The organism is Cellulomonas fimi ATCC 484 (assembly GCF_000212695.1).
Lineage (GTDB): Bacteria > Actinomycetota > Actinomycetes > Actinomycetales > Cellulomonadaceae > Cellulomonas > Cellulomonas fimi.
The window spans coordinates 3,658,965-3,683,596 of record NC_015514.1 but is presented as its reverse complement, the minus strand read 5'-3'; the positions used below and the strand labels follow the sequence as shown (position 1 = coordinate 3,683,596).

Below are 24,632 nucleotides of genomic sequence, written 5' to 3'. Positions count from 1 at the left end.
GTCGCGCACACGACAGAGAGGTCGACGATGGGGCACGACGCCTGGACCCTGCACCCCGACCGGGCGCTGCCCAGCGACGCGAGCGTGCGCCCGATCGCCCGGGAGATCCTCGAGCGGACGCGGAGCCTGCCGATCGTCTCCATGCACGGGCACGTGGACGCGGGCCTGCTCGCCCGTGACGAGGCGTTCCCGGACCCGTCGACGCTGCTCGTCGTGCCCGACCACTACCTGGTGCGCATGCTCGTCTCGCAGGGCGTCCCGCACGACGCGCTCGGCGTCCCGCGCCGTGACGGCCGGCCCGTCGAGACGGACCCGCGCGCGATCTGGCGGACGTTCGCCGCGCACTGGCACCTCTTCCGCGGCACGCCGACGCGGTACTGGATGGAGCACGTGCTGGTCGACGTGCTGGGCGTGTCCGAGCGGCTCTCGGCGGAGTCGGCCGACCGGGTGTACGACCACATCGTCGAACGGCTCGCGGACCCCGCGTACCGGCCCCGGGCCCTCTTCGAGCGCTTCGGCATCGAGATCCTCGCGACCACCGACCCGGCCACCTCCGCACTGCCTGACCACGCACTGCTCGCGGAGGACGGCTGGGGCGAGCGGGTCGTCCCCACGTTCCGTCCCGACGCGCTCCTGCACGTCGACCGGCCGGGCTGGCGGGACGACGTCGCACTGCTCTCCCGGGTGACCGGCACGACGGTCGACGGGTACCGGTCCCTCGTCGCGGCCCTCGAGGAGCGACGGTGGGCGTTCGTCGAGGCGGGTGCGCGGGCCACGGACCACGGGCACCTGTCGGCCGACGCGACGCCGCTGGAGGAGTCCGTCGCGGAGCGCATCGTGGCGGACGCGCTGCGCGGGACGGTCTCCCGCGAGGACGCCGCCGCGTTCTCGGGGCACATGCTGTTCGAGATGGCGCGCATGTCGACGCAGGACGGTCTCGTCATGCAGCTCCACCCGGGCGTGCTCCGCGACCACGACCCCGCGGTGCTCGCCGCGCGCGGGCCGGACGTAGGCTACGACATCCCCCTGCCGACGGAGTACGTGCGCGCCCTCCGGCCCGTGCTCGAGGCGTTCGGACATCACCCGCGGCTGCGCCTGTACCTCTTCACGGTCGACGAGGACGTGTTCAGCCGCGAGCTCGCGCCCTTGGCCGGCGTGTACCCGGCGGTGCGGCTCGGTGCGCCGTGGTGGTTCCTCGACACGCCCGACGGGATGCGGCGCTACCGCGAGGCGGTGACCGACACGGCGGGCTTCTACAACACCACGGGCTTCGTCGACGACACCCGGGCGTTCTGCTCGATCCCTGCCCGGCACGACCTGGCGCGGCGGATCGACGCCGGCTTCCTCGCGCGTCTGGTGGCGGAGCACCGCCTCGACCTCGACGAGGCGGTCGAGACCGCAGTCGACCTGGCGTACCGGATCCCGCGGGAGGCGTATGCTGCACCGCAGCGGGGAAACGCTTTCCCGTCTGCGACCGCCACCACCGCTGCGAAGGAGCACGTGTGAGCGACACCGACATCCTCGACCGCCTGTCGGCCCACCGGCTGGTCCCCGTCGTCGTGCTCGACGACGCCGCGCACGCCGACCCGCTGGCCGCCGCACTGGTCGACGGCGGGCTGCCCGTCGCCGAGGTCACGTTCCGCACCGCCGCGGCCGCCGAGTCCATCCGCGCGATGAGCGCGCGCGGCGACGTGCTCGTCGGCGCGGGGACCGTGCTCACCGTGCACCAGGTCGACGAGGCCGTGGCCGCGGGCGCGCGCTTCGTCGTGTCGCCCGGCACGAGCCGCGCCGTCGTCGAGCGCTGCCAGGAGCACGGGGTGCTCGCGCTCCCCGGCGCGGTCACCGCGACGGAGGTCATGGCGGCGCTCGAGCTGGGGCTGTCGACCGTCAAGTTCTTCCCGGCCGGCACCTCCGGAGGCGCCGCGGCCGTCGCCGCGCTCGCCGCACCGTTCGGCGGCGTCGGGTTCGTGCCGACTGGCGGCATCGGCCCCGGCAACCTCGCGGAGTACCTCGCGCTCGGCTCCGTCCGTGCGGTCGGGGGCTCGTGGATGGTGCCCCGCGACCGCGTCAACGCCGGTGACCTCGACGGCATCCGCGAGCTCGCCGCGGCCGCCGTCGCCCTGGTCTCCGGCGGCTGAGCCCTCGATCGGCGACGACGGGCCGCGTCGTGGACGAGGCTCCACGCGCGCCGAGCCGACCCCCACCCGGATCGGCCCCCGACCGGACCGGCCCCCGACCGACCGCCCCCCGACCGGGCCGGCCCCCGACCGACCGCCCTCCGACCGGACCGGCCCCCGACCGGACACACACCCGACCCGATCGACCTCCGGCTCGACCGACCTGGCCGATCGGACCGGACCTCCGACCCGACCGACCCGACCGACCCGACCGACACCGCGACCCGCACGAGGAGCCGACCGATGTCCGACCTGGTGATCCGCCCCGCCGAGGAGACCCGCTACGACGCCGTCTCGCTCGGTGAGGTCATGCTGCGCCTCGACCCGGGCGAGGGGCGGGTCCGCACGGCACGCTCCTTCCGTGTGTGGGAGGGCGGCGGCGAGTACAACGTCGCGCGCGGCCTGCGGCGTGCGTTCGGCCTGCGCACGGCCGTCGTGACGGCGCTCGCGGACAACGAGGTCGGGCGCCTCGTGGAGGACTGCATCCTCACGGGCGGCGTCGACACGTCGTTCGTCCGGTGGGTGCCGTACGACGGCGTCGGCCGCACGGTCCGCAACGGCCTGAACTTCACCGAGCGGGGGTTCGGCGTGCGTGGCGCGGTGGGTGTGAGCGACCGGGGTCACACGGCCGCGTCGCAGCTCGCCCCGGGCGACGTGGACTGGGAGCACCTGTTCGGCGAGCTCGGCGTGCGCTGGTTCCACACGGGCGGCATCTTCGCGGCGCTCTCGGACAGCGCCGCGGAGACCGTGATCGAGGCGGTCACGGTGGCCCGCAGGCACGGCACGGTCGTCTCGTACGACCTCAACTACCGACCGAGCCTGTGGAAGGCGATCGGCGGGCAGGAGCGCGCTCGAGAGGTCAACCGTGCGATCGCGCCGCACATCGACGTGATGATCGGCAACGAGGAGGACTTCACGGCCTCTCTGGGGTTCGAGGTCGAGGGCGTCGACGAGAACCTCACCGAGCTGGAGATCGGCTCGTTCGCGGCGATGATCGACCGCGTCGCGGAGGCGTACCCGAACTTCCAGGTCATCGCGACGACGCTGCGCACGGTCCGCAGCGCGACGGTGAACGACTGGGGCGCGATCGCCTGGTCGCGAGGCACGGGTGTGGTGCGCGCGACGCACCGCGAGCGGCTCGAGATCCTGGACCGCGTGGGCGGCGGCGACTCGTTCGCGTCCGGCCTGGCCTACGGCCTCATCTCGGGCGAGGGGCTGCAGACGGCCGTCGAGTACGGGGCCGCGCACGGGGCGCTCGCGATGACGACCCCGGGTGACACGACCATGGTGTCGAAGGCGGAGGTCCTCAAGCTGGCCGGCGGCGGGGGCGCTCGCGTCGACCGCTGACCGCCGCGGCCGGTGCGTCGGGCACGGTGGAGGTGACCCGGCGCGGACGGCTCGTGCCGCACGACGGGGACGTGCGGGACGAGCCGTCACCGGGTCGGGGACGCGGGACCGGGACCGGTCGACCCGAGGGTGACCGGTCCCGGTGCGGGGCGGTGGAGCCGCGCGGCGGTGTCAGGCCGGCGCGAGGGTCCGGTCGGCGTCGGGGCCCAGCGGCGCCTGCGGTGCCTGCGGTGCCTCGGGCGCGAGGTTGGCATCGCGCACCTCGCGGTACTGGGGGAGGTGCGTGTAGAGCTCGTCGCGCAGCGGGTTGCGCCGCCGGGTGACGATCACGCGGACCTGGTAGACCGCGACGGCGATGTTGGACGCGAGCGACAGGGCCGACACGACGAACAGCGCGACGGGGTCGTGCGAGGACTCGACCGAGAACTGCGACGAGCTGACGAACGTCGGCACGGCCATGGTGAACATCATCCACAGGGCGAGCGTGTGGGCCCGGTGCTGCAGCCAGGCGCCCTTCTTGAGGAAGAACGCGGGGATCGTGCAGGAGATGAGCAGCGCGGCACCGGCGTAGAACGCGTGGTCACCGACGCAGTTGTAGACGTAGGCGAAGTTCCACAGGTCGTAGGCGATGATCCAGAACCAGAGCATGTCGGGCCAGATCATGTCCTTCGACCTGTCCCGGGACACGATGATCCCGGCCCAGCCGCAGATGGTGAGCAGGTTGAGGATGCCGGCCACGCCGTTCATCCAGTTCCACGGCCCGCCGACCATGAAGACGCCGTCGTGCATGCCCTGGAGCCCCGCGACCTCGAAGTCGCGGACGACGGCCTCGCCGATGTTGATGGCGAGGATGAGCGCGGGGAACGTGAGCATCCAGCGGTTGCGGGACAGGCGCGGCACGTACCGCAGCAGCATGAAGCCGAGGCACCCCGCGAGCGCGGAGTAGACCTTGACCCAGTGGAACCACGTGCCGGTGGAGGAGCCCTCGCCGGCGGTCGTCGGCCAGACGAACACGGTGAGGACGGCGGGGAGCGCGACGAAGAACGCGATCCCGGCCCACTTCCAGCGGCGGGTCACCTCGTTGAGCACGATGAGGGCGGCGAGGACGACGCCCCACATCACCCACGAGTACCAGGGGATGGAGTCGAACAGGAACATCGGGACCTCCTCGTCCGTCGGTCGGGGCAGGTCGCCACCGGCGTGCCGACGCTAGGCAGGGGTGGCCGGGGCGGCACTGGACAGCGGGGCTGCGGTGTCCAGTGGTGGGATGTCGTGGCGGGTGAACCGGGCCCCGAGCAGCGGCCGGACGGGACCTTGGGCCCATCGAGCGGCGATCCCGTGCGGCCGTACCGTGGAGGATGCGTGCGTCGGCGAACGGGGTGACGGGGCGTCGCCCGGACGCGCGTGACGCGCTGGCGGCGGCGCTCAAGGTGCGCCTGGAGTCGCAGCCGCTCCCGCGGGTCACCGTCACGGAGCTGACGCGGGACTGCGGCCTGACGCGGCAGGCGTTCTACTACCACTTCCACGACGTGCGCGAGCTCGCGGTGTGGGTGTTCGAGTCCGAGGTCGCCGAGCAGGTGCAGGTCTCGGCGTCGCAGGACGCATGGGCGGACGGTCTGGTCCGGCTGCTCGTGTACCTGCGGGACAACCGGACGTCGACGACGGCGGTGCTGGACGGGATGGGGCGGTCGGGGCTGGAGCGCTTCCTGTTCCACCAGATGCGGCCGGTGACGGCAGGGGTCGTCACGGAGGTCGGCGAGGGGCGGCCCGCGGACGCGCGCGACCGTGACCTGGTCGTCGACTTCTACACCTCGGCGGTGCTCGCGGTGGTGCTGCGCTGGGTCGCGGACGGGATGACCGCGGACCCGTACCGGCTGGTGGGCGACGTGGAGCTCATGCTGCACGGCGCCGTGCGCGAGTCGGCACGCAGGCTCGACGAGCGACGGGTCAGGTGACGGCCCCGAGCTGCCAGGGGACGAACTCGTCGGCGCCGAGGTCCAGCTCCTCGGAGACGGTCTGACGGCCGGACGCGACCTCGACGACCAGGTCGAACAGCTCCTCGCCGACGGACGTCACGGTCGCGGTGCCGTCGACGATCCGCCCGGCGTTGAGGTCCATGTCCTCCCGCATCCGCAGGTAGGTGGCGGTGTTCGTCGCGACCTTGATCGACGGCGTCGGCTTGCAGCCGAGGACGGACCCGCGCCCGGTGGTGAACACGACGACGGTCGCGCCGCCCGCGACGAGGCCGGTCACGGAGACGGGGTCGTACCCGGGAGTGTCCATGAACGTGAAGCCGCGCGCCCGCACGGGTTCGGCGTACTCGTAGACGGCGGTGAGCTCGGCGGTCCCGCCCTTGGCGACCGCACCGAGCGACTTCTCGAGGATGGTCGTGAGCCCGCCGGCCTTGTTGCCGGGTGACGGGTTGTTGTCGAGGGTGCCGCCACCGGCGGCGGTGTACTGCTTCCACCAGTCGATGCGGTCGAGCAGCTTCTGCCCGACCTCCGGCGAGACGGCGCGGCGCAGAAGGAGGTGCTCGGCGCCGAACACCTCGGGCGTCTCGGCGAGGATTGACGTGCCGCCGCGCGCGACGAGCAGGTCGGACGCGTGCCCGAGCGCGGGGTTGGCGGTGATGCCGGAGTACCCGTCGGACCCCCCGCAGTTGAGCCCGAGGACGAGCTCCGAAACGGGCGCGGGGGAGCGGCGCAGCGCGTCGACGCCGGGCAGCATCTCCTCGATCGCGGCGACGCCGGCGCGGACGGTGGCGCGGATGCCGCCGTTGTCCTGGATGACGAGGGTGCGCACGGGCTTGTCGGCGGGCAGGTCGAGCCCGTCGAGCAGCGACTGCGCGGGCAGCATCTCGCAGCCCAGCCCGAGCACGAGGAGAGCGGCGATGTTGGGGTGGTCGGCGTAGCCGCGCAGGGTCCGCCGGGTGATCTGCGCGCCCTCCGAGGTGGGGACCAGGCCGCAGCCCGTGTCGTGCGTGAGGGCGACGACGCCGTCGACGTGCGGGAACGCGTCGAGCGCGCGGCCGCGGAACTGGTCGGCGATGAGCCGCGCGGTGGACGCGGAGCAGTTCACGGACGTGACGATGCCGACGTAGTTGCGCGTGCCCCAGCGGCCGTCGGCGCGCCGGTAGCCGTCAAAGGTGCGCACGGGGCCGGTCGGCTCGGGCAGGGTGACGCGCGCGGTGCCGATCTCGTACGCGCGGTCCGCGTCGTCCATGCCGAGGTTGTGGGTGTGGACGTGGTCGCCGACGGCGATGTCGGCGGTCGCGCGCCCGATCGACTGCCCGTACTTGCGCACCTGCGCGCCGGCGGCGACGGGGCGCAGGGCGAGCTTGTGCCCGCGCGGGACGCTCTGCCGGACGACGAGGACGTGCCCGCCGCCCGGTCCGGCCGCTGCACCCGCCTCGCCCGGTCCGGCCGGTCCGGCCGCTGCACCCGCCTCGCCCGGTCCGGCCGCTGCACCCGCCTCGCCCGGTCCGGCCGGTCCGGCCGCTCCGGTGGGGAGGGTCAGCACGGTGCCGTCCTGCAGGTCACGGGTCGCGACGCCGACGTGGTCGTCGGGTCGCAGCACGAGCACGCAGTCGGCGAGGTCGGTCGTGGCCGTCTTCATCGAGAGCCCTTCGGGAGACTGGAAGTCAGGATACCGCTTTCCCGAGCCCCGCAGCAGGTGCTTCTCGCGCGGTGACGGCGCTGTGCCGACGCCGTGCCACCACGACCCCCTACCCTTCGACCATGGCCGGATCCGTGACCCTGAGCGACGTCGCCCGCGAGGCCGGGGTCTCGCTCGCCACCGCCTCGCGTGCCATCAACGGCAGCGCGAACCGCACCGTCCGCGCCGACCTGCGCGACCGGGTCCTCGCCGCCGCCGCGCGCCTGCGCTACACCCCCGACGCCAACGCGCAGGCGATGGCCCGCGGCCGCACGACGTCCCTCGGCCTCGTCGTCCACGACATCGCCGACCCGTACTTCTCCTCGATCGCGGCGGGCGTCACGCGCGCCGCCGACCGCGCCGGTCTGCAGGTCACGCTCGCGAGCACGCAGCACGACCCGAGCCGCGAGGCGGGCCTCGTCGACCTGCTCAAGCGGCAGCGGGCCCGCGCCATCGTCATCGCGGGCGGCCGCCTCGACGACCCCGGCACGACCGACGACCTGCGCGCGGCCCTCGCCGACTACCGCGCCGTCGGGGGCTCGGCGGCGGTCATCGGCCAGCCCGTGCTCGGCGTCGACGCGGTCGTCGTCGCGAACGCGCAGGGCGCCGCCGACCTCGCCCGCGCGCTGCACGAGCGCGGGTACCGGTCGTTCGCGGTGCTCGGCGGACCGGACGCGCACCTGACCGCGCGGGAGCGGCGCGAGGCGTTCGTCGGTGCGCTCGCCGAGCTCGGCATCGAGGTGCCGCCCGCGGCGGTCGTCGCGAGCGCCTTCACCCACGAGGGCGGCGAGGACGCGATGCGCACGCTGCTGCGCTCGGGCCCGCTTCCCGAGGTCGTGTTCGCGGTCAACGACGTCATGGCGCTGGGCGCGCTCGCGGCCGCCCGGGACGCCGGCGTCGAGGTGCCGCGGGACGTCGCCCTCGCCGGGTTCGACGACATCGCGACGCTGCGGGACGTGGTGCCCGCGCTGACGACGGTGCGGATCCCGCTCGTGGACATCGGCATCGCCGCGACCGAGCTCGCGCTCGCGGAGCCGTCCGACGAGCCGCGGCTCGCGCACGTCCCGACGCAGGTCGTGCTCCGGGACTCGACCCCGCCGCGCTGACCTGCGGCGCTAGGGCGCCGCCGAGGTCGCGACCGCCCGCTCGGCGCCCGCCTCGCCGACGCCCGTCACGGCCTCCTCGAGGCTCAGCAGGTGCGTCGCCATCCGCAGCCGCGCCCGGTCGGGGTCGCGCGCGACGATCGCCGCCAGGATCGCCTCGTGCTCGACGAACGTCCGGTCCTCGAGCCCGTCGTCGTGCGCCCCGCCCCCGGCGCGCCGCTGCGACGTGCGGCCCGCGATGCCGTCGATGAGCGCCGCGAGCACCGCGTTGCCGGACGCGCGCGCGACGACGGCGTGGAAGGTGACGTCGGCGGCGGCGAGCCGGTCGCGGTCGAGCGGCTCGGCGGTCAGGGCGCGCGCGGACTCGTCGAGGGCGGCGCGGGCGTGCTGCACGTCCTCGTCGGTGATGTGCAGGGCCGCGAGCCCGGCGGCCTCGGTCTCGAGCAGGCGGCGGACCGCGTGGAACTCGGCGTCGTGCTGCAGGTCGGCGACGAACGAGACGGGCGCGAGCAGCCGGGCGGGGTCGAGCGTCGTCACGTAGGTGCCGTCGCCGTGCCGGGAGTCGAGGATGCCGAGCGTGCCCAGCGCCCGCACGCCCTCGCGGAGGGAGCCACGGGAGACGCCCAGCGTGCCGGCGAGGTCCTTCTCGGCGGGCAGGCGGTCGCCCGGCCCGAGCAGGCCGTCGAGGATCATCTGCTTGATGCCGGCGACGACATCCTCGGAGCGGGACACCTGCAGCAGTATTCCGTGCGACGGCGGCGTGCGGGCCGGGACCGGTCAGACGTCGTCGAGCGGCAGCCCGTAGACGCGGTTCGCGGTGCCGCCGAGCAGCAGGGCGCGCGCGTCGCCGGGGAGCTGGTCGAGCGTGCTGCGCAGCCCGTGCCAGACGCGGCCGTACGACTCGCCGTCGAGCAGCGCGTGCGGCCAGTCGCTGCCGAGCATGAGGCGGTCGGGACCGAACACCTCGAGGGCCCGGTCGACCGCGGGACGCAGGTGCTCGGGCGTCCAGCCCGGGCCCGCCGCGGCGGCGAGGCCGGACACCTTGGCGACGACGTTCGGGAGCTCCGCGACGGCACCGAGCAGCGCGGACCAGCGCGTCCAGCCGTCGCGCTCCCCGGCGCGCAGGGCGTCGAGCGGCGGGCCGCCGAGGTGCTGCACGACGACGGTGAGCTTCGGGTGGTTCTCGGCGAGCGTCGCGACGTGCGCGAGCAGCGTGGGCGTCGGCGCGGGCAGGTCGAGCGTGAGCCGGCGCTCCGCGAGCAGGCCGAGCGAGTCGTCGACGGCGGCCTGGAGCAGCCAGTCGGGGTCGGCCTCCTCGTGCACGCGGTGCCCCACGCCGACGACCGGCTCCATGCGCCAGGCGTCGAGCTGGCTCGCCGCGTCGTCGGGCTGCGTGAGCGGGACCCACGCGACGACACCGGCGACGCGGGGGCAGGACAGCGCCTGGAAGAGCATGAGCTCGGAGTCGGCCCGGTTGTCCGCCGCCTGCACGAGGACCACCTTCGCGACGCCCTCGCCGGCCAGCTCCGGCTCCACGTCGGGCACGCGGAACGGCCGGTCGATCGCCGCGACGTCCCTCGTCATCCACGGGTAGTGGACGGCGTCCGGGTTCCACACCTGGAGATGGGCATCCACGACATCGTGCATGGCTCGGACGCTAGCAGTGGTCGAACCTCTGGCACCCGGTGGGCGCCCGTTCCTCATCGAACCCTCATGTTCCGCCCATGGGACGACCGAGTCATCGGACGAGTGCGTCCTCTGTGACTCCCCGGCCGGGCGGAGCCGATGAGTCCGGCGCCCGGTGCAGGTCCGTAGCGTGAGGCCCCGGACCGCCGGGGCGGAGAGGAGGAGTGCCATGCCGACGTACGACGTCGCGGTGGCCCGGCTGGTCGAGGCGCCCGTGGGACGCGTCTGGGCCGCGTGGACCACGCCCGAGGACCTGCGGGCCTGGTGGGGACCGACCGGCTTCACGTGCCCGCGCGCCGAGGTCGACCTCCGGGTCGGCGGACGCATCGCGGTGACCATGCGCGCGCCGCAGGAGTGGGGCGGGTTCGAGCAGCACAGCGCGTGGACGATCATCGAGGCGTCGGCACCCACCCTGCTGCGGTACGTGTTCCGGTTCACGGACGCCGACGGCTGGGCGATCACGCCGGCGCAGGCCGGGATCCCGGCCGAGGGCGTGCCCGACGAGGGACGGCACGAGGTGCTGCTGACCGACCTCGGCGACGGGCGCACCGAGCTGCGGATGACCGAGCACGGCTACACCACGACCGACGCCCGGGACATGTCGCGGACGGGTCTCGAGCAGTGCCTCGACAAGCTGACCGCGCTCGTCGAGACGGGTCGCGCCGAGCGCCCGGCCGGAGCCGCCTGACGCGCGGTCCTCAGCGCCCGACCGCGTACCCCTGCATCCCGCGGGGGTTCGCGGCGGCGACGAGGAAGCCGTCGGACCGCACACCGGCGGCGCTGATCCGGCCGAGCGACCACGGGCCCGCGTCCTGCACCGCGTGCCCGCGTGCGGCGAGGCCTGCGAGGACCGCGTCACCCAGCCGCGACTCCGCGACGAGGCCGCGCGGGACGTGCGCGCGCGGGTAGAACGACTCGGGCACGTGCGAGGAGTGCCACGACGGCGCGTCGATCGCCGCCTGCAGGTCCAGCCCGCCGAGCAGGTGGCGCAGCAGGAACGGCACGGTCCACTGGTCCTGCTGGTCACCGCCGGGCGTGCCGAACGCGAACCCCGCGCCGTCGTCGTCGAGCACCAGGGCCGGGCTGAGCGTCGTCCGCGGCCGCCGCCCCGGCACGAGCGAGTCGGGCAGGCCGTCCTCCAGCCAGAACATCTGCGCGCGCGTCGGCAGCGGGAAGCCCAGCCCCGGCACGACGGGGCTGGACTGGAGCCAGCCGCCCGACGGCGTCGCCGAGACCCGGTTGCCCCACCGGTCGACCACGTCGACGTGGCAGGTGTCGCCCGGCGAGAGGCCGATCGTGGAGCCCGTCGGCTCGCCGACGCCGGCGACGTCGTCGACCGGCCGCGCCGCACGCCGCAGCAGCGCGGGCAGCGTCGGGGTGCGGCCGTCGGGGCTGCCGGGCCGCAGGCCGTCCGCCGCGTCGGGCCCGACGAGCCGGGCGCGCTCGGCCGCGTACGCCGACGACAGGAGGGTCTCCAGCGGCACGTCGGCGGCGTCGCCGTACCACGCCTCCCGGTCGGCGAACGCGAGCTTGGCGACCTCGACGACGGTGTGCACGAGCTCCGTGAGCGCGTCGGGCGACGCCGCAGCGGCCGGCACCAGCGCGTCGACGCCGAGCGCGTCGAGCACGGCGAGCTGCTGCAGCAGCACCGGCCCCTGCCCCCACGCGGCCGTCTTGTGCACGGTCCGGCCCGCGAACCGCAGACGCGTCGTCGGCTCCTCGGTCGCGCGCCACGACGCGAGGTCGTCGGCGGTGAGGAAGCCCGTGTGCGCACGGCCCGACGAGTCGACGACGGGCGTCCCGCCGACGAACGCGTCGACCGCCTCCGCGACGAACCCCTCGTAGAAGGCGCGACGTGCGGCCTCGATCTGCGCGTCCCGGTCCGCCCCGGCCGCCCGGGCCTCCGCGAGCAGCCGCTCGAACGTCGCGGCCAGCGCCGGGTTGGTGAACCGCGACCCGCCCGCGGGCACGGCGCCGCCCGGCAGCCACACCTGAGCCGAGGTGGGCCAGTGCGTCGCAAGCATGTCGCGCACCGTCTCGATCGTGCGGGCCGCCGACGGCAGCAGCGGGAAGCCGTCGCGCGCGTACGCCGCGGCGGGTGCGAGCACGTCCTGGAGCCGCATCGTCCCGTAGCGCGCGAGCAGGTCGAGCCACGCGCCGAACGCGCCCGGCACGACCGCGGCCAGGTGGCCCGTGCCCGGCACGAGGTCCAGGCCCAGGTCCCGGTACGCGGCGACGGTCGCCCGGGCGGGCGCGACGCCCTGCCCGCAGACCACGAACGTGTGCCCGTCCGACGCGCGGTGGCCGATGATCGGCGCGTCGCCGCCCGGCCCGCACAGGTGCGGCTCGACGACGCTCACGACGAACCCCGCCGCGACCGCGGCGTCGAACGCGTTGCCGCCCGCCTCGAGGACGCGCATCCCGACGCCGCTGGCCAGCCAGTGCGTCGAGGCGACCATGCCGAACGTGCCGGTGAGCTCGGGGCGCGTGGTGAACACCCGACGATCCTGCCGCAGCCGCCCGCGTCCCGCCCGCCTCCCGCCCGACTCCCGCCCGCCTCCCGCCCGCCACCCGCCCACGTCGCGCCCGCGCCTCCGCCGGCCGGCAGCGTGGGTCCCGCCGCCGGGCCGTGCCCCCGGTCGGAGCAGCGCGCGAGCAGCGACGGTGACGTCCCGTGAAGGGCTCGACGAACGCTCGGTGAACACCGGTCGACGTGTCCGCTTCGCCCGCTGACCTGCGTCGATGATGCCTCGGTGGATGCTGACCTGACCCTCCTCGCCGACCGGCTGTCGCAGGCCGTCGGCGACTACCGCACGACCGCCACGACGACCGTCTCGTCGCTCGCGCACGCCGTCGACGTCATCGACGCGGACCTGCCGATGGGCCGGCTCGACGTCCTGTTCCGCTCGCCGCACGTCATGACGGTCGCGGTGCGCGACCCCGCGGAGCCGGACCGCATGGGCCTGGTGACCCGCACCCGGTACACCGCGGCGATGACGGGGCGGCTCGGCTTCGGGCGCGCCGTGCACGCGCGGCGGACGACGGGCGACGTCGCCGACTGGGCGCCCCTGGTCGCACCGCCCGACGCGCCGGTGTCGGAGGTCGCGGTCCGGGCGATGGAGCGGCACGACGAGCGCCGCTACGACGACGTGCTCGTGGCGGGCGACGTGTGGGCGGTCGCGTCCACCGCGGACCTCGTGCACGCGCTGTCGACGCTGCTCGCGGTGCGCTCGCTGCACGACCCGCTCACGGGCCTGGAGCACCGCTCGATGCTGCACCACCGGCTCGCGCAGCGCTGCGCGGACGAGTGGGGCACGACCGCGCGCGTCGCGCTCGTGCTGCTCGACGTGCGCGACTTCCGCGGCCTCAACGTGCGACGCGGGCACGCGTTCGGGGACGTCGTCCTCGCCGCGCTCGGCGCCCGGCTGCGCGCGGTGTCACCCGTGCGGACGGACGTCGCGCGCACGGGCGGCGACGAGCTCGCGCTCGCGGCCACGCTGCACGTGCGGGACGACGGGCACGCGGCCGCCGTCGCCGACGGCCTGCGGGCGCAGCTCGTCGAGCGCCTCGCGACGCCCGCCGCCGGGATCGACCCGGCGGACTGGCCGGAGCTGCTGTCGGTCGTCGTGTGGTCCGAACCCGGCAGCGCGACGCCGGACGGGCTGCTGCGCGACGCCCAGCGCCGGCTCGGCGAGGCGAAGGCCGCGGCGCGCCGGTCGGCGGACGTGCTCGACCTGCCGGAGGTGCGGGCGCTGCTCGGGCACGACGACGTGGAGGTGGTCGACCTCTGAGGACCGGCGCGGTCGGTCAGGCGCCGCCCGGGAAGCCGAGCTGCCGCCACGCCTCGTACGTCGCGACCGCGGCCGCGTTGGACAGGTTCATGGACCGGCGCCCGGGCAGCATCGGGATGCGCAGCTGGTCGGTGACCCGCGGGTGGGCCAGGACGTCGGCGGGCAGCCCGGTCGGCTCGGGGCCGAACAGCAGCACGTCGTCCTCCCGGTAGCCGACGTCGGCGAAGGACGTGGTCGCCTGCGTGGTGAACGCGAGGACCCGCGAGCCGGGCAGCACGTCGAGGAGCGCGTCGAAGGACGCGTGCACGACGACGTGCGCGAGGTCGTGGTAGTCGAGCCCGGCCCGGCGCAGGCGGGCCTCCGAGAGGTCGAACCCGAGCGGCTCGACGAGGTGGAGCGTCGCGCCGGTCCCCGCGGCCATGCGGATCGCGTTGCCGGTGTTCCCCGGGATGCGGGGCTCGAAGAACGCGACGTGCAGCACGGGCCGATCCTAGGCGGCGGCCCGGTTGGAACGATTCGAGCGTGGGCCGCGACGGGCACTAGCGTGGGGGTCGCACGCCGTCATCACCGTCGAGAGGACGCCCCCGCGATGCCCACCGAGCCCGTGTACCGCGCCGCGGACGAGCGCTACGACACCATGACCTACCGCCGCACGGGCCGCAGCGGGCTCGACCTGCCGGCGCTGTCGCTCGGCCTGTGGCACAACTTCGGCGACACCACGCCGCTCGAGACGCAGCGCGCCGTCCTGCGCCGCGCGTTCGACCTCGGCATCACGCACTTCGACCTCGCGAACAACTACGGCCCGCCCTACGGCTCCGCCGAGGCGAACTTCGGGCGCGTGCTCGGGCGCGACCTCAAGCCGTACCGGGACGAGCTCGTCATCTCGTCCAAGGCCGGCTACGACATGTGGCCCGGGCCCTACGGCGACGGCGGCTCGCGCAAGTACCTGCTCGCGTCGCTCGACCAGTCGCTCGCGCGGCTCGGGCTCGACTACGTCGACGTCTTCTACTCGCACCGGCCGGACCCGTCCGTGCCGATCGAGGAGACGATGGGTGCGCTGCACACCGCCGTGACCAGCGGCCGCGCGCTGTACGCGGGCATCTCGAACTACTCGCCGTCGCAGACGCGGACCGCGCAGCGCGTGCTCGCGGACCTCGGCACGCCGCTGCTCATCCACCAGCCGTCCTACTCGATGTTCAACCGGCACGTGGAGAACGTCGCGCCCGGCGAGACGGAGTCGCTGCTCGACGTCGTCGGCGACCTCGGGATCGGCACGATCGTCTTCTCACCGCTCGCGCAGGGGCTGCTCACGGGCCGCTACCTCGGCGGCGACGTGCCCGCGGACTCGCGCGCGGCCGTCGGCCACTTCCTCAAGCCGGCCGCGATCTCCGAGACGTACCTCGCGCGTGCGCGCGCCCTGGACGAGATCGCTGCGGCCCGCGGCCAGTCGCTCGCGCAGCTCGCGCTGTCGTGGGTGCTGCGCGACGAGCGCATCACCTCCGCGCTCGTCGGTGCGTCGTCCGTCGCGCAGCTCGAGGACAACGTCGCGGCGCTCGCCGCGCCGCCCCTCACGGCCGACGAGCTCGCCGCGATCGAGCCGCACGCCGTCGACGGCACCGGCCGGTGAGCGCCCCGCTCGTCCTCCTGCACGGGCTGTCGGACTCGGGCGACTGCTGGCCCGGCGTCGTCGCGCACGTCCGCGACCGGAGGGTGCTGACGCCCACCGCGCTCGGGCACGGCGGCCGGCCGCTGCCCGAGGAGTTCGCCGTGAGCGCGCTGGGGGCCGACACGGTCGCGACGCTGCGCCGCGAGCTCGACGGGCCCGCGGTCGTCGTGGGGCACTCCATGGGCGGGCTCATGGCGCAGGAGGTCGCGCTGCAGGCCCCCGAGCTGGTCGCCGCGCTCGTCCTCGTCGACCCCGCGTGGGTCGGCGGCGACGGTCTCGCGCCGGACTGGCTGGTCGACGTCGTGGCCGCCCGGGACACTCCTGTCGAGGACCTCGTCGCGCAGTCCCACCGGGACGAGCCGGCGTGGCCGGACGACGAGCGCGGCCCGTGGGCCGCGGCCCGCAGCGGTCTGCACCCGCGGCTGGCCGAGGTGCCGCACGCGTGGGCGGAGCGTGACTGGCCCGCGGTCGTCGGCGAGGTCGTCCGGCTCGGCATCCCCGTCACGCTGGTCACCGGCGACCCGGACCGCACGATCGTGACGCCGCCCCTCGTCGCCCGCGCGCTCGCGGCCGCCGACGTCCCCGGCGCCGCCCGCCTGACGGTGGTCAACCTGCCCGGCACGGGCCACAGCGTCCACCGCGACGACCGCCCGGGCTTCCTGGCGACCCTCGACACGGTCCTGACGACGGTGGACAGCCCGGCACCCTGACCGGCGCCGTCCCGGACTCACGGACCGGACCCGGATCAGCCGGGCGGGGTCAGGTGGGTGGCGAACCAGGACAGGACGCGGGCGACGTGGTGCGCGTCGCCGCCCTCGTGGTGGTTGAACGGGTAGACGGCGATCTCGCGCGGGACCGACGGGTCGTCGTCGGCGTAGGCGTGGAAGGCCGCGAACGCGGTGGACGGCGGGCACACGGTGTCGCGCAGGCCCGTGCCGAACAGCGCGGCGGCTCGGGCCCGCCGGACGAGGTGCACGCCGTCGAGGTACGACAGGGTGCGCAGCACCTGCGCCTCGTGCCCGCGGTGCACGGCGAGGTAGCGGACGACCTCGGCGTACGGGTCGGCGTCGGTGAGGGCGAGCGCGCGTTCCACGTGGCACAGGAACGGTGCGCTCGCGGCGACGGCGGCGAGGTCCGGGACCAGGCCGGCGACGGCGAGCGCGATGCCGCCGCCCTGGGAGTTGCCGAGCGCGGCGACGCGTGACGGGTCGACGCCGGGCAGCGTGCGGACCGCGTCGACGGCCCGGACGCCGTCGGTGTAGACGCGCCGGTAGTAGGCCGTCGACGGGTCGAGGATGCCGCGCGTGACGAACCCGGGGGCGGCAGGCCCGCTGCCGACCGGGTCGGGGGTGTCGCCGCCGTTGCCGTGCTGCCCGCCCTGCCCGCGCGTGTCGACGAGCAGGTGCGCGTACCCGGCGTTCGACCAGGTCAGCCGCTCCCCGGGCAGGCCGCGGCCGCGCCCGTAGCCGAGGAACTCCACGACGGCGGGCAGCGGCGCGTCGACTCCCGCGGGGCGGGTGTACCAGGCGCGGACGGGGTGCCCGCCGAAGCCGGGGAACGTCACGTCCCAGGTGTCGACGAGCGTGAGGCCGGTGGCGACGCGCTCCAGCCGGACGTCGTCGCCGAGACCGCGCGCCTCGGTCAGCGTCGCCCCCCAGAACGCGTCGAGGTCGTCGGGCTCGACCACCTGCGGCCGGTACCGCTCGAGCTCCGCGAGGGGCAGGTCGAACAGGGCCATGGCGTCCTCCGGGCGGCGCGTCGTCGCGCCGGGTCGGGCGGCGGGGGCCGCGGGGGTGTGGTGCCGGCGGTGCGGCGGTCAGGCGGGCGGCGGGGGTGCGGTGCTCTCGCGCACGACGAGCTCGGTCGCGAGGTCGATGCGCTGGTTGGTGGGGCTCTCGCCGCGGGCGAGCGCGAGGACCATGCGGGTCGCGGTGGCCGCCATCTCGTGCAGCGGCTGGTGGACGGTGGTGAGCGCGGGGCCGAGCCACTCGGTGACGGGCAGGTCGTCGTAGCCGACGATCGACACGTCCTCGGGGATCCGCAGGCCCAGCTCGCGCGCGGCACGCATGACGCCGAGCGCCTGGAAGTCGGACCCGGCGAAGATCGCGGTGGGGCGGTCGGGCCGGGACAGGAGCTCGAGCCCGTGCCGGTAGCCGCCGTTGACGAAGAAGTCGCCGTACCGGACGAGCGTGGGGTCGACGGCGATGCCGGCCTCGTCGAGCGCGCTGCGGTAGCCGTCGATGCGGGCGCGGCTGCACAGGACGTCGACGGGCCCGGAGATGACGGCGACGCGCCGGTGCCCGAGCGACAGCAGGTGCCGCGTCGCGGCGAGGCCGCCGGCCCAGTTGGCGGAGCCGACGACGGGCACGCCGGGGGGCTGCTCGCCCGCGGTGTCGACGACGACGAACGGGATGGACCGGGTCTCGAGCTGGCGGCGCTGCGCGGGGTCGAGGTCGGACAGCACGAGGATGACGCCGCGCGGGCGGCGTGCGAGGACGTCGTCGAGCCACTCCTGCCGGGGGCGGTGCGCCCCGCCGAGCTCGGACAGGACGACGCCGATGCGCGCAGGCCCGGCGACCTCCTCGACGCCCTTGATGATCTGGGTGGCCCATGCGGAGTCGAGCTCGTGGAAGACGAGGTCGAGCAGGCCGGGGCCGGTCGTGGTGCGGCCGCGCCGCCGCCGGTACTGGTAGCGGTCGATGACCTCCTCGACGCGTGCGCGGGTCACCGCGGCGACGTCGGTGCGGCCGTTGAGCACCTTGGACACGGTGGGGACGGACACGCCGGCCTCGGCGGCGATGAGCGCGATCGTCGGGTTGCCGCGGCCCGCGCCGGCGACCGGTCCGTCGTCGTCGACGGTGTGCGCGTCGCTCGCGTCGCTGCTGGTCATGGCCGACCTTCTTCCTGGCAACCGCGTGCCGACCGCAAGTATCGCGTCCGAACGTAGCACCGGGGGCGGGGCCACCCGTCCGCCTTCGGGGTGATCTGTCCGGGTGAAGCGCGGCGCCACGGCAAATCTTGGCAAACGGTTGACACGCTCACCCGGCGCTGCCTACGTTCCGATTCGATCCGCTTTCGCCAACGACGGCGATAGTTGCGACGCCCACGAGGACGTGGGCCGAGAGGGGGCACCGAGCGTGACCGACGCACCGACACCCGCCTGGCGGGACGAGGCGCTGAGCGCGGACGAACGCGCCGACGCCCTCGTCGCGGCCATGACCCTCGACGAGAAGGTCTCCCAGCTCGTCGGGCTGTGGGTCGGGGCGGACGCGTCGGGAGCGGGCGTCGCCCCGCACCAGGCCGAGATGACCGCCGACGGGCTCGGCTGGTCCGAGGTCATCGCCGACGGGCTCGGGCAGCTCACGCGCCCCTTCGGCTCGGCACCCGTCGACCCGGTCGCCGGCGCACGCTCCCTCGCGGCGTCCCAGGCCGAGATCGCCGCCGCCAACCGGTTCGGCATCCCCGCGCTCGTGCACGAGGAGTGCCTCGCCGGGTTCGCCGCCTGGAAGGCCACCGCGTACCCCGTGCCCCTGTCGTGGGGCGCGAGCTTCGACCCCGAGCTCGTCGAGCGCATGGCCGGCCGCATCGGGGCGACCATGCGTGCCGCCGGCGTGCACCAAGGCCTCGCCCCCGTCCTCGACGTCACGCGCGACTACCGCTGGGGCCGTACCGAGGAGACGATCGGCGAGGACCCGTACCTCGTCGCGACCGTCGGCACGGCCTACGTGCGCGGCCTCGAGCAGGCGGGCGTCGTCGCGACGCTCAAGCACTTCGCCGGGTACTCCGCGAGCCGTGCAGGCCGCAACCTCGCACCCGTCTCGATCGGCCCGCGCGAGCTCGCCGACGTGATCCTGCCGCCGTTCGAGATGGCCGTCCGCGAGGGCGGCGCGCGCTCCGTCATGCACTCCTACGCCGAGCTCGACGGCGTCCCGTCGGCCGCGGACCGCCGGCTGCTCACGACGCTGCTGCGCGACACGTGGGGCTTCGACGGCACGCTCGTGGCCGACTACTTCGGCATCCGTTTCCTGCACACGCTGCACGGCGTCGCGGCCGACGACGCGCACGCCGCGACGCTCGCCCTGACCGCAGGCGTCGACGTCGAGCTCCCGAGCGTGCACTGCTACGGCACGCCGCTGCGCGCGGCGCTGGCCCGCGGCGACGTCGACGAGGCGCTCGTCGACCGGGCCCTGCGGCGCGTGCTGCGGCAGAAGGCCGAGCTCGGGCTCCTCGACGCAGGCTGGGACCCGCTGCCCGCGGACGTCGACGGCCTCACGCTCGACGACGACGAGGGCCGCGACCTCGCGCTGCGCCTCGCCCGGGAGTCCGTCGTGCTCGTGACCAACCCGCACGCGGCGCTCCCGCTGGCCCCGGGTGCGCGGGTCGCCGTCGTCGGGCCCCTCGCCGACGACCCGTACGCGATGCTCGGCTGCTACTCGTTCCCCGCGCACGTGGGCGTGCACCACCCCGACCACGCGATCGGCATCGACATCCCGACGGTGCTCGGCGCGCTGCGCGACGCGGGCGTCGCGACCACGACCGCCCGCGGCTGCGACGTGACCGACGCCGACCGGTCCGGGTTCACCGAGGCCGTCGAGCAGGCGCGCGCGGCCGACGTGGTGCTGGCCGTCGTCGGCGATCGGGCGGGGCTGTTCGGCCGCGGCACGTCGGGGGAGGGCTGCGACGCGACCGACCTGCGCCTGCCCGGCGTGCAGGCCGACCTCGTGCGCGCGCTGCTCGACACGGGTACGCCCGTGGTCCTGCTGCTGCTCACGGGCCGCCCGTACGCGCTCGGCGACCTCGCGACCCGGGCGGCGGCCGTCGTGCAGGCGTTCTTCCCCGGGCAGCGCGGCGGTCAGGCGCTCGCGGAGGTCCTGACGGGAGCGGTGTCGCCGTCGGGGCGGCTGCCCGTGAGCCTGCCCGCCGACCCGTCGGGCCAGCCCGGGACGTACCTCTCGCAGCCGCTCGGCCGGCGCACCCAGGTCTCGGACGTCGACCCGACGCCGGCGTACGCGTTCGGGCACGGGCTGTCCTACGCGTCGTTCGACTGGGACGCGCGGCTCGTCGGGGGCCCGGACTGGGCCGTCGACGGCGAGGCCCTCGTCGAGGTCGACGTCACGAACACGAGCACCACCGCCGGTGCGGACGTCGTCCAGCTCTACCTGCACGACCCGGTCGCCCAGGTCACGCGGCCCGTCGTGCGGCTCGTCGGGTACGGCCGCGTCGCGCTCGCGCCGGGGGAGCGGGCCCGCCTGACGTTCACCGTCCCCGCCGACGTCACCGCGTTCACCGGGCTGCACGGCACGCGCGTCGTCGAGCCGGGCGACGTCGAGCTGCGGGTCGCGCGGTCCAGCGCCGACGTGCACACGACGCTCGCCGCCCGCCTCGTCGGCGCCGAGCGCACGGTCGACCACACGCGGCACCTCGTCACGCACGTCACCGTCACGAGCGACGCACCGGAGGTGGTGCCGGCATGAGCAGCGTCCAGGAGCCCGTCGTCGCGGGCGTCGCGACGACCCCGGGTGCGCCGCCGCCCGTCGGGGTCGCCGCGCAGGCCCCGCCCCCCGTCGGCACCGCGCCGCCGAGCCCACGGCGCGGCCCGCGTCGCCGGCCGCAGCCGTACACCACGCCCGGCGGCGTCGTCGTGCGCCCCCCGCGCGTCACGTGGCGGCAGGCCCTCACGCGCGACTGGCGGCTCTACACGTTCCTCGTCCTGCCGCTGCTGTTCCTGCTCGTGTTCCGCTACGTGCCGATCCTCGGCAACGTGGTCGCGTTCCGGCGGTTCCGGCCCGGGTCGAGCATGTTCGGCGACGAGTGGGTAGGCCTCTACTACGTCCGCATGTTCATCAACGACCAGCAGTTCTGGCACGCGTTCACCAACACCGTCGTGCTCGGCCTGCTCACGCTCGTGATCGTCTTCCCGCTACCGATCCTGCTCGCCCTCATGCTCAACGAGGTGCGCTCGCGGACGTTCAAGCGGTCCGTGCAGACGATCTCCTACCTGCCGCACTTCATGTCGGTCGTCATCGTCGCGGGCGTCGTCTTCCAGCTCACGGCCGTGAACGGCACGGTCAACCAGATCGTCACGGCGCTGGGCGGCGACGCGATCACGTTCCTGCAGGAGCCGTCGTGGTTCCGCACGATCTACCTGACCTCCGAGGTCTGGCAGACGGTCGGGTGGGGCACGATCCTCTACCTCGCGGCGCTCACGACGATCGACGAGCAGCTCTACGAGGCGGCGCGCATCGACGGCGCCAACCGCTGGCATCAGACGTGGCACATCACGCTGCCGGGTATCCGGCCGACCATGGTCGTGCTGCTCATCCTCAACGTCGGCACGTTCATGGCGGTCGGCTTCGAGAAGATCCTGCTGCTGCAGAACCCGCTCATCTACTCGACGGCCGACGTGATCTCGACCTACCTGTACCGGGTCGGGATCGTCTCGAACAGCGTCTCCTACGCCACCGCGATCGGCCTGTTCGAGGCGGTCATCGGCGTGACGCTCGTCCTGTCCGCCAACGCGATCTCGCGCAAGACCGTAGGGGCGAGCCTGTGGTGACCACCGACCTGTCGAAGCCCGCCGCCGTCACCACGAAGCCGCGCGTCGTCCAGGACTCGCGCGCCTACCGGACGTTCCGGGTCGTGAACGCGCTGCTGCTCGTCGTGATCTGCGCGCTCGTGCTGTACCCGTTCGTCAACATCGTCGCGCAGGCGTTCTCGTCCGAGGGGTACATCAACTCCGGCCAGGTGAACCTCGTGCCGCGCGGGTTCAACCTCACGACGTTCGGCGTCGTCATGGGCGACGACATGTTCTGGCTCAACTACCGGAACACGGTCGTCTACACGGTGGTCGCCACGGCCATCGCGATGGCGCTCACGACGACGTACGCGTACGCGTTGTCGCGCCGCAACCTCAAGGGGCGGACGTTCTTCATCGGCGTGGCCGTCGCGACCATGTTCTTCAACGGCGGTCTCATCCCGAACTACGTCCTCATCAGCGAGCTGGGCCTGCGCAACACGATGTGGGCGATCGTGCTGCCGAACGCGATCAGCGTGTTCAACCTGCTGGTGATGAAGTCGTTCTTCGAGAACTTCCCGAGCGAGCTCGAGGAGGCCGCGGCGATCGACGGGATGACGACGTACGGGATCTTCTTCCGCGTCGTCCTGCCGCTGTCGAAGGCGGTCGTCGCGACGATGCTGCTGTTCTACGCGGTGTCGTTCTGGAACGGCTGGTTCGGGGCGTTCCTCTACATCGACGACCCGCGCCTCTACCCCGTGACGATGTACCTGCGGAACCTGCTCGCGGGCGTGACGTCGGGGACGTCGATCCAGGGCGGGTCGACGGACGACCTCACGCAGATCGCGGCGAACGTGCAGTCCGTGACGATGCTCCTCACGGTGCTGCCCATCCTCTGCCTCTACCCGTTCATCCAGAGGTACTTCGTGTCGGGCGTGATGCTCGGCGCGGTCAAGCAGTAGGTCCCATCCCCTTCCCCCGTGCAGGACGACGGAGTTCCACGACAAGGAGAATCATGAGGGCAGCACGAGAGCGTGCGGGCGCTGCGGCGTCGGTCGCGGTCCTGGCGCTGGCGCTGACGGCGGCGTGCTCGTCGTCGGAGCCGACCGCCGAGGAGACCGGTGACGGCGGCGGCATCCCGGAGGCCAACAGGGTCGGCGCGATGGAGGACTTCGCGGCCGGCACCGAGTTCGTCGCGACCGAGCCGGTCGAGTTCGGGCTGCTGTACCGCGACCACCCGAACTACCCGCTGAACCAGGACTGGCTGTTCTTCTCCGAGATGGAGGACAAGCACAAGGTCACGTTCGACATCACGAGCGCGCCGCTGTCCGACTGGGACCAGAAGAAGTCGCTCATCATCAGCTCGGGCGACGCGCCGGACTTCATCCCGGTGACCTACAAGGGCCAGGAGACGCAGTTCGTGTCGGGCGGCGCGATCCTCCCGCTGTCGGACTACGTGCAGTACATGCCGAACTTCCAGCAGAAGATCGAGGAGTGGGGGCTGCAGGACTACCTCGACTCGCTCGAGCAGGCCGACGGCAAGTACTACATGCTCCCCGGGCTGTACGAGTCGCCGCAGCCGCAGTACTCGATCGCGGTCCGCAAGGACCTGTGGGACGCCGCGGGTATCACCGACGAGCCGGAGACCTGGGACGACTTCCGCGACGCGCTCGAGAAGCTCAAGGCCGCCAACCCCGGCGTGTGGCCCATGTCGGACCGCTGGTCGACGAACAACAACACCCCGCTCGGCGCGACGCTCAACATCGCCGCGCCCGCCTTCGGGACCATCGCGGGCTGGGGCTTCGGCCAGGGCCTGTGGTTCGACGAGGACCAGGAGAAGTTCGTCTACGCGCCGACGACCGACGAGTACAAGGAGCTCGTCGAGTACTTCGCGAGCCTGGTGGAGGACGGCCTGCTCGACCCCGAGTCGCTGACGCAGGACGACGACACCGCGGTCCAGAAGTTCGGCTCGGGCCAGTCGCTCGCGATCTCCGGCAACACGCAGGAGGTCACGACGTACCGCAAGACGTTCACCGACGCGGGCAACACGTCGGCCGAGGTCAAGCTCATCCGCGTCCCGGCAGGCCCCGCGGGTGACAACGTGGCGGCGGGCTCGCGCATCGCGTCGGGCTTCATGCTGTCGTCGACGGCGAAGGACTCGCCGCACTTCCTCGCCCTGCTGCAGTGGATCGACTGGCTGTACTACTCGGACGAGGGCATCGAGTTCTCGCAGTGGGGTGTCGAGGGCACGACGTACACGAAGGACGGCGACACCCGCACGCTCGCCGCGGACGTCGACTGGAACGGCCTGAACCCGGCCGGCACCAAGAAGCTCAACGCCGACTTCGGCTTCAGCAACGGCGTCTTCATGTTCGCGAACGGCTCGACGGACGAGCTCATCGGCTCGATGCAGACCGACAGCACGCGGGAGTTCGTCGAGTCGATGGCGGACAAGGAGGAGCTGCCGCTCGCACCGGCCGCGCCGCTCGACGAGATGCAGCAGGAGCAGGTCACGCTCTGGCAGTCCGCGCTCAACGACTCGGTCCTGCAGAACACGGCCGCGTTCATCCTCGGGTCGCGCCCGATGTCCGAGTGGGACGCGTGGATGACGGAGCTCAAGGGCCTCAACGTCGACCAGTACGTCGACACGTACAACCAGGCGCTGGCCGCCAAGGGCTGACGCCGCAGGTCCCC

General features: G+C 74.0%; 21 protein-coding genes. 13 read left to right on the top strand and 8 right to left on the bottom strand.

The annotated features are described in order from the left end of the window. Window positions 1–27 precede the first annotated feature (27 nt). From uxaC to CELF_RS16610, 3 genes are all read left to right on the top strand, one after another. On the top strand, window positions 28–1,506 hold the full coding sequence (gene uxaC / locus CELF_RS16620) for a glucuronate isomerase (RefSeq protein WP_013772430.1): 1,479 nt from the start codon (window positions 28–30) through the stop codon (window positions 1,504–1,506). Continuing rightward, complete coding sequence (gene eda, locus CELF_RS16615) at window positions 1,503–2,138, top strand: bifunctional 4-hydroxy-2-oxoglutarate aldolase/2-dehydro-3-deoxy-phosphogluconate aldolase (protein ID WP_013772429.1); 636 nt, start codon at window positions 1,503–1,505, stop codon at window positions 2,136–2,138. The genes uxaC and eda overlap by 4 nt, the downstream gene beginning before the upstream one ends. 282 nt (window positions 2,139–2,420) lie before the next feature. Next, the gene (locus CELF_RS16610) at window positions 2,421–3,524 is read left to right on the top strand and encodes a sugar kinase (RefSeq protein ID WP_013772428.1); all 1,104 of its coding nucleotides are present in this window, start codon (window positions 2,421–2,423) and stop codon (window positions 3,522–3,524) included. 171 nt (window positions 3,525–3,695) lie between these two features. Here the strand turns inward: CELF_RS16610 and CELF_RS16605 are convergent, their stop codons facing one another. After that, the gene (locus CELF_RS16605) at window positions 3,696–4,682 is read right to left on the bottom strand and encodes a DUF5692 family protein (protein WP_013772427.1); all 987 of its coding nucleotides are present in this window, start codon (window positions 4,680–4,682) and stop codon (window positions 3,696–3,698) included. Window positions 4,683–4,882: 200 nt separating this feature from the next. Between CELF_RS16605 and CELF_RS16600 the strand changes: the two genes are divergently transcribed. Continuing rightward, on the top strand, window positions 4,883–5,479 hold the full coding sequence (locus CELF_RS16600; protein ID WP_013772426.1) for a TetR-like C-terminal domain-containing protein: 597 nt from the start codon (window positions 4,883–4,885) through the stop codon (window positions 5,477–5,479). On the opposite strand, the gene CELF_RS16595 is transcribed toward CELF_RS16600, so the two are convergent. Further along, complete coding sequence (locus tag CELF_RS16595; protein ID WP_013772425.1) at window positions 5,472–7,139, bottom strand: UxaA family hydrolase; 1,668 nt, start codon at window positions 7,137–7,139, stop codon at window positions 5,472–5,474. The two genes, CELF_RS16600 and CELF_RS16595, sit on opposite strands and share 8 nt — an antisense overlap. A gap of 122 nt (window positions 7,140–7,261) precedes the next feature. Between CELF_RS16595 and CELF_RS16590 the strand changes: the two genes are divergently transcribed. After that, window positions 7,262–8,284, top strand: coding sequence for a LacI family DNA-binding transcriptional regulator (locus tag CELF_RS16590; protein ID WP_013772424.1), 1,023 nt, complete (start codon window positions 7,262–7,264; stop codon window positions 8,282–8,284). 9 nt (window positions 8,285–8,293) lie between these two features. Here CELF_RS16590 and CELF_RS16585 read toward each other — a convergent pair whose 3' ends face one another. Both CELF_RS16585 and CELF_RS16580 read right to left on the bottom strand, forming a co-directional pair. After that, window positions 8,294–9,013, bottom strand: coding sequence for a FadR/GntR family transcriptional regulator (locus tag CELF_RS16585; RefSeq protein WP_013772423.1), 720 nt, complete (start codon window positions 9,011–9,013; stop codon window positions 8,294–8,296). 45 nt (window positions 9,014–9,058) lie between these two features. Beyond that, window positions 9,059–9,928, bottom strand: coding sequence for an amidohydrolase family protein (locus CELF_RS16580; protein ID WP_013772422.1), 870 nt, complete (start codon window positions 9,926–9,928; stop codon window positions 9,059–9,061). A gap of 208 nt (window positions 9,929–10,136) precedes the next feature. Between CELF_RS16580 and CELF_RS16575 the strand changes: the two genes are divergently transcribed. Beyond that, window positions 10,137–10,655, top strand: coding sequence for an SRPBCC family protein (locus tag CELF_RS16575; protein WP_013772421.1), 519 nt, complete (start codon window positions 10,137–10,139; stop codon window positions 10,653–10,655). A 10-nt stretch (window positions 10,656–10,665) separates the two neighbouring features. On the opposite strand, the gene CELF_RS16570 is transcribed toward CELF_RS16575, so the two are convergent. Beyond that, window positions 10,666–12,426: a gamma-glutamyltransferase family protein gene (locus tag CELF_RS16570; protein ID WP_126298199.1), complete on the bottom strand. Its 1,761-nt coding sequence runs from the start codon at window positions 12,424–12,426 to the stop codon at window positions 10,666–10,668. A gap of 294 nt (window positions 12,427–12,720) precedes the next feature. Here CELF_RS16570 and CELF_RS16565 point away from each other — a divergent pair, with 294 nt between their 5' ends. Then, a complete protein-coding gene (locus CELF_RS16565; protein ID WP_013772419.1) occupies window positions 12,721–13,758 on the top strand; it encodes a GGDEF domain-containing protein in 1,038 nt (345 codons plus the stop codon). Between the two features lie 16 nt (window positions 13,759–13,774). On the opposite strand, the gene CELF_RS16560 is transcribed toward CELF_RS16565, so the two are convergent. Beyond that, window positions 13,775–14,239: a tRNA (cytidine(34)-2'-O)-methyltransferase gene (locus CELF_RS16560; RefSeq protein WP_013772418.1), complete on the bottom strand. Its 465-nt coding sequence runs from the start codon at window positions 14,237–14,239 to the stop codon at window positions 13,775–13,777. 108 nt (window positions 14,240–14,347) lie between these two features. On the opposite strand from CELF_RS16560, the gene mgrA reads away from it, so the two are divergent. Further along, window positions 14,348–15,385 carry an L-glyceraldehyde 3-phosphate reductase gene (gene mgrA / locus CELF_RS20230; protein ID WP_013772417.1) on the top strand — a complete coding sequence of 346 codons (1,038 nt, stop codon included), beginning with the start codon at window positions 14,348–14,350 and terminating at the stop codon, window positions 15,383–15,385. Next, the gene (locus tag CELF_RS20225) at window positions 15,382–16,134 is read left to right on the top strand and encodes an alpha/beta fold hydrolase (RefSeq protein WP_013772416.1); all 753 of its coding nucleotides are present in this window, start codon (window positions 15,382–15,384) and stop codon (window positions 16,132–16,134) included. The genes mgrA and CELF_RS20225 overlap by 4 nt, the downstream gene beginning before the upstream one ends. Before the next feature lie 35 nt (window positions 16,135–16,169). Here CELF_RS20225 and CELF_RS16545 read toward each other — a convergent pair whose 3' ends face one another. Both CELF_RS16545 and CELF_RS16540 read right to left on the bottom strand, forming a co-directional pair. Then, the gene (locus tag CELF_RS16545; RefSeq protein WP_013772415.1) at window positions 16,170–17,162 is read right to left on the bottom strand and encodes an acetylxylan esterase; all 993 of its coding nucleotides are present in this window, start codon (window positions 17,160–17,162) and stop codon (window positions 16,170–16,172) included. A gap of 78 nt (window positions 17,163–17,240) precedes the next feature. Next, complete coding sequence (locus tag CELF_RS16540; protein ID WP_013772414.1) at window positions 17,241–18,314, bottom strand: LacI family DNA-binding transcriptional regulator; 1,074 nt, start codon at window positions 18,312–18,314, stop codon at window positions 17,241–17,243. Window positions 18,315–18,561: 247 nt separating this feature from the next. Here CELF_RS16540 and CELF_RS16535 point away from each other — a divergent pair, with 247 nt between their 5' ends. Genes CELF_RS16535 through CELF_RS16520 form a run of 4 tightly spaced genes read left to right on the top strand, consistent with a single transcriptional unit; the run spans window position 18,562 to window position 24,618 of the window. Further along, window positions 18,562–20,898 (top strand): beta-xylosidase/alpha-l-arabinosidase, encoded by a 2,337-nt coding sequence (locus CELF_RS16535; RefSeq protein WP_013772413.1) that lies wholly within the window; start codon window positions 18,562–18,564, stop codon window positions 20,896–20,898. Beyond that, the gene (locus CELF_RS16530) at window positions 20,895–21,980 is read left to right on the top strand and encodes an ABC transporter permease (protein ID WP_013772412.1); all 1,086 of its coding nucleotides are present in this window, start codon (window positions 20,895–20,897) and stop codon (window positions 21,978–21,980) included. Before CELF_RS16535 ends, CELF_RS16530 begins: the two co-directional genes overlap by 4 nt. After that, window positions 21,974–22,900, top strand: coding sequence for a carbohydrate ABC transporter permease (locus CELF_RS16525; protein WP_013772411.1), 927 nt, complete (start codon window positions 21,974–21,976; stop codon window positions 22,898–22,900). The genes CELF_RS16530 and CELF_RS16525 overlap by 7 nt, the downstream gene beginning before the upstream one ends. A 53-nt stretch (window positions 22,901–22,953) precedes the next feature. Next, on the top strand, window positions 22,954–24,618 hold the full coding sequence (locus CELF_RS16520; protein ID WP_013772410.1) for an ABC transporter substrate-binding protein: 1,665 nt from the start codon (window positions 22,954–22,956) through the stop codon (window positions 24,616–24,618). Window positions 24,619–24,632: the final 14 nt, after the last annotated feature.

Bases quoted from the DNA above. Each gene is read 5' to 3' on its own strand.
- mgrA (WP_013772417.1), top strand. From the start codon at position 14,348: ATGCCCACCGAGCCCGTGTACCGCGCCGCGGACGAGCGCTACGACACC.
- CELF_RS16530 (WP_013772412.1), top strand. From the start codon at position 20,895: ATGAGCAGCGTCCAGGAGCCCGTCGTCGCGGGCGTCGCGACGACCCCG.
- CELF_RS16600 (WP_013772426.1), top strand. From the start codon at position 4,883: ATGCGTGCGTCGGCGAACGGGGTGACGGGGCGTCGCCCGGACGCGCGT.
- CELF_RS16580 (WP_013772422.1), bottom strand. From the start codon at position 9,928: ATGCACGATGTCGTGGATGCCCATCTCCAGGTGTGGAACCCGGACGCC.
- CELF_RS16520 (WP_013772410.1), top strand. From the start codon at position 22,954: ATGAGGGCAGCACGAGAGCGTGCGGGCGCTGCGGCGTCGGTCGCGGTC.
- CELF_RS16590 (WP_013772424.1), top strand. From the start codon at position 7,262: ATGGCCGGATCCGTGACCCTGAGCGACGTCGCCCGCGAGGCCGGGGTC.
- CELF_RS16610 (WP_013772428.1), top strand. From the start codon at position 2,421: ATGTCCGACCTGGTGATCCGCCCCGCCGAGGAGACCCGCTACGACGCC.
- CELF_RS16595 (WP_013772425.1), bottom strand. From the start codon at position 7,139: ATGAAGACGGCCACGACCGACCTCGCCGACTGCGTGCTCGTGCTGCGA.
- uxaC (WP_013772430.1), top strand. From the start codon at position 28: ATGGGGCACGACGCCTGGACCCTGCACCCCGACCGGGCGCTGCCCAGC.
- CELF_RS16540 (WP_013772414.1), bottom strand. From the start codon at position 18,314: ATGACCAGCAGCGACGCGAGCGACGCGCACACCGTCGACGACGACGGA.
- CELF_RS16545 (WP_013772415.1), bottom strand. From the start codon at position 17,162: ATGGCCCTGTTCGACCTGCCCCTCGCGGAGCTCGAGCGGTACCGGCCG.
- CELF_RS16575 (WP_013772421.1), top strand. From the start codon at position 10,137: ATGCCGACGTACGACGTCGCGGTGGCCCGGCTGGTCGAGGCGCCCGTG.
- CELF_RS16605 (WP_013772427.1), bottom strand. From the start codon at position 4,682: ATGTTCCTGTTCGACTCCATCCCCTGGTACTCGTGGGTGATGTGGGGC.
- CELF_RS16570 (WP_126298199.1), bottom strand. From the start codon at position 12,426: ATGGTCGCCTCGACGCACTGGCTGGCCAGCGGCGTCGGGATGCGCGTC.